This is a genomic window from Campylobacter sp. GB48 (genome assembly GCF_049221845.1).
In the GTDB taxonomy this organism is placed as follows: domain Bacteria; phylum Campylobacterota; class Campylobacteria; order Campylobacterales; family Campylobacteraceae; genus Campylobacter_D; species Campylobacter_D lari_C.
Window position 1 is genome coordinate 1 of sequence record NZ_JBMJAR010000094.1, and the last position, 640, is coordinate 640.

General features: G+C 33.0%; 1 pseudogene. It reads left to right on the top strand.

Annotation, left to right across the window (positions count from 1 at the left end):
- Positions 1-589 (top strand): annotated as a pseudogene (locus tag ACOTVC_RS09000) (hypothetical protein); the annotation flags it as partial.
- Positions 590-640: the final 51 nt, after the last annotated feature.

Below are 640 nucleotides of genomic sequence, written 5' to 3' on the forward strand. Positions count from 1 at the left end.
TGTAGCCTTAGCAGGTGGAGGTCATACTAATGCTTTAAGAGAGAAAATGCTAAAAGATTTTTCTAAAAATCCTCCTTATGATGAATTTGGAATGCTTCCTTTCTTAGATGAACTTATAGGAGTGGATTGGATTATTGATTTAAACGAATATCAGTTTGCTTATGATGGTGATGGCGGTAGTATTAAGGCTTTAGATGAGAAAGTAAGACAAGGCAAGCTAAAAGATCCAAGGGATATAGATTCTACTCCAGAGAGTAGGAAAGAATTCGATGAAGAAGCTAATGCTTATACATTTGGTAATAGAATGAATTTTTCCTCTGATATTCGTGACAGTAGAAGTAAAGAATCAGCTAGATTGTTTGATGATCTTTTAATACTACATGCCAAACTAGCAGCCCTAACTCCACCTCAAGGCTATCCTAATGCACCTTATTATTACACACCCGAACAATTGGAAGATTTTTATAAAAGAAATGTGTTAGATAGATTATGTGATCCAAGAATTCCTGCTATATATAGATATAATTTTCCAGAGGATTTAAGAGCTAAAATACTAGCTTATGCTAAAGAGCATAATATAAAAGAGTAAAAATAATGAATTTCATTGGCCACTACTATAATCATGGAAGATGGTTTATAT